At 62.7% G+C, this 2,512-nt stretch carries 3 protein-coding genes; all 3 read right to left on the bottom strand.

Going from position 1 to position 2,512, the window contains the following annotated elements; genetic code table 11:
- On the bottom strand, window positions 1–1,022 hold a 1,022-nt coding region (gene mltG, locus HX846_RS15530), incomplete at its 3' end, for an endolytic transglycosylase MltG (RefSeq protein ID WP_178965667.1).
- Window position 1,023: 1 nt separating this feature from the next.
- Window positions 1,024–1,839 (bottom strand): aminodeoxychorismate lyase, encoded by an 816-nt coding sequence (gene pabC / locus HX846_RS15525; RefSeq protein WP_178965668.1) that lies wholly within the window; start codon window positions 1,837–1,839, stop codon window positions 1,024–1,026.
- Window positions 1,839–2,512 (bottom strand): beta-ketoacyl-ACP synthase II (locus HX846_RS15520; RefSeq protein WP_178965666.1); only part of this gene is annotated, 674 nt, incomplete at its 5' end. The genes pabC and HX846_RS15520, both read right to left, overlap by 1 nt.

Here is a 2,512-nt window from a genome sequence, read left to right as displayed (position 1 = left end):
CTGGAACGGTAATCGGCGCGACGCTTCATCTGGAACTCACGCACTGCTGCGTTATGCGCATCCAGGTTATCCGAGAAAATATGGCTGCCATCGCCTCGGGCAACGAAATACAGGCTGCTGCCCGCCACCGGGTTCAGCGCAGCATGAATCGCCTCCCGCCCGACCATGGCGATCGGCGTCGGCGGCAGGCCGGCGATCACGTAGGTGTTGTAGGGCGTGGCTTCCTTGAGGTGTGCGCGGGTCAGCTTGCCGGTGTAGCGCTCACCGAGGCCGTAGATCACCGTCGGGTCGGTTTGCAGCAGCATGCCGATCTGCATGCGCCGCACGAATACCCCGGCGATCTGGCCGCGCTCTTCCGGCACGCCGGTTTCTTTCTCCACCAGCGAGGCCATGATCAGCGCTTGATAGGGGTCGGTGTACGGCGCATCGGCCGCGCGCTTGCTCCACTCCTGGGCGAGGACATCGTCCAGACGGTTGTAGGATTTTTTCAGTAGTTCAACGTCGCTCATGCCACGCACGAAGCGGTAGGTGTCCGGGAAGAAGCGCCCTTCAGGAAATACGCCCGGGTGGCCGAGTTTTTCCATCACCTCGCTGTCACTCAGGCCGGACAGGGTCTGCTCGATCTTTTCATGCTTGGCCAGGGCCGCGCGCACCTGGCGGAAGTTCCAGCCTTCCACCAGCGTAATGCTGTACTGCACCACTTCGCCACGCTGCCACAGGCCGATCAGGCCCTCGGCGGTGAGGCCCGGGGTCATGCGGTATTCGCCGCTGTGCAGCGGCTGGCCGTCGAGGTTGAAGCGCCAGTAGAGACGCAACCAGAACGCATCCTTGAGCACGCCGTCATTTTCCAGGCGATTGAAGGTGCCGGTGGGCGTCGCGCCAGCCGGTACGTCCAGCAATTGCTCCTGGGTCAGATTCAAGGGCTGCTCAAGGGCCGAGTTCAGCTTCCAGGCCGAAGCGCCCAGCAGCAAACCCGCCAGGACCAGACCGATCTCCAGCAACAATACAAATTTACGTCTCAAATCAAATATCCAATAGTGCGCGAACAATGCCCTGCAGTTTACGGGTGAGCGGCCCAACCGGCCAGCTCATCGCAGCACATCCGCGCACCGGCCAAATGCCATATACGCTGTTGCACACCAAGACTTCATCGGCCTGTTGCAGCTGCTCAAGGCTGATATCGGCCACGCTCGTCGGAATGCCCAACGCCTGCGCCTGGGCCAACACCTCGGCCCGCATGACGCCGGCGACGCCGCAGCGTTTCAGATCAGCGGTCAGCAACACGCCGTTACGCACCAGAAACAGGTTGCTGAAGACGCCTTCGATGATTCGACCGGACATATCCAGCATCAAACCTTCGGCGTGTTCGGCATCCTGCCATTCGGCGCGGGCGAACACCTGTTCCAGTCGATTGAGGTGCTTGAGGCCGGCGAGCAACGGTTGCTCGGACAAACGCGTGGTACACACAAACAGGCGGATGCCTGACGCTGCATGTTCCGGGGGATAAGTGGCAGGGGAACTGCCTTGCAGAATGCGCCGCGCCGGAGCGCCAGCACTGATGCCATAACCGCGCTGGCTGTCGCCACGGGTCAGGATCAACTTGAGTACACCGTCACCCAGGGCAGCGGCGTAGGCCAGCAATTCGCTGCGGATCAGGGGTTGATCCGCAACAATCGCCAACCGCCTGCAACCTTCTTCAAGGCGCTGCAGGTGGCGGTCAAGCAGCACGGGCTGCCCGGCCTTGACGGCAATGGTCTCGAACAGCCCATCACCGTATGCCAGGCCACGGTCTTTCAGGGGCACTGCGCCCGCCGGCTGACCGTCGACCCAGCTCTCCATCACTCGGCGAACCGGCGGAACACCAGGGAACCGTTGGTACCACCAAAACCGAACGAGTTGGACAGCACCACGTCGATCGGCATCTTCTGCGGCTCGTGAGGCACGAAGTTCAGGTCGCAGCCTTCATCCGGTTCATCGAGGTTGATGGTCGGCGGAGCGACCTGATCCTTGATGGCCAGCACGCTGAAGATTGCCTCGACCGCGCCCGCCGCACCCAACAGGTGCCCGGTCATGGACTTGGTGGAACTGACCGCCAGCTTGTAGGCATGCTCGCCGAACACCGACTTGATGGCCTCGGCTTCCGCCAGGTCGCCGGTCGGGGTCGAAGTGCCATGGGCATTGATGTACTGCACCTGGTCAACGTTGACCTTGGCATCACGCAACGCATTGGTGATGCAGCGTGCAGCACCCGCGCCGTCCGACGGAGGCGAGGTCATGTGGTACGCATCACCGCTCATGCCGAAACCAATCAGCTCGGCGTAGATGGTGGCGCCACGGGCCTTCGCGTGCTCCAGCTCTTCGAGTACCAGCGCACCGGCACCGTCGGCCAGAACAAAACCGTCACGGCCCTTGTCCCACGGACGACTGGCACGGGTCGGCTCGTCATTGCGGGTCGACAACGCACGGGACGCGCCGAAGCCGCCCATGCCCAAACCGCAGGCGGCCATCTCGG

The sequence above is a fragment of the Pseudomonas sp. K5002 genome (genome assembly GCF_013386655.1).
Lineage (GTDB): Bacteria > Pseudomonadota > Gammaproteobacteria > Pseudomonadales > Pseudomonadaceae > Aquipseudomonas.
This window is presented reverse-complemented; position numbering and strand designations above follow the sequence as displayed.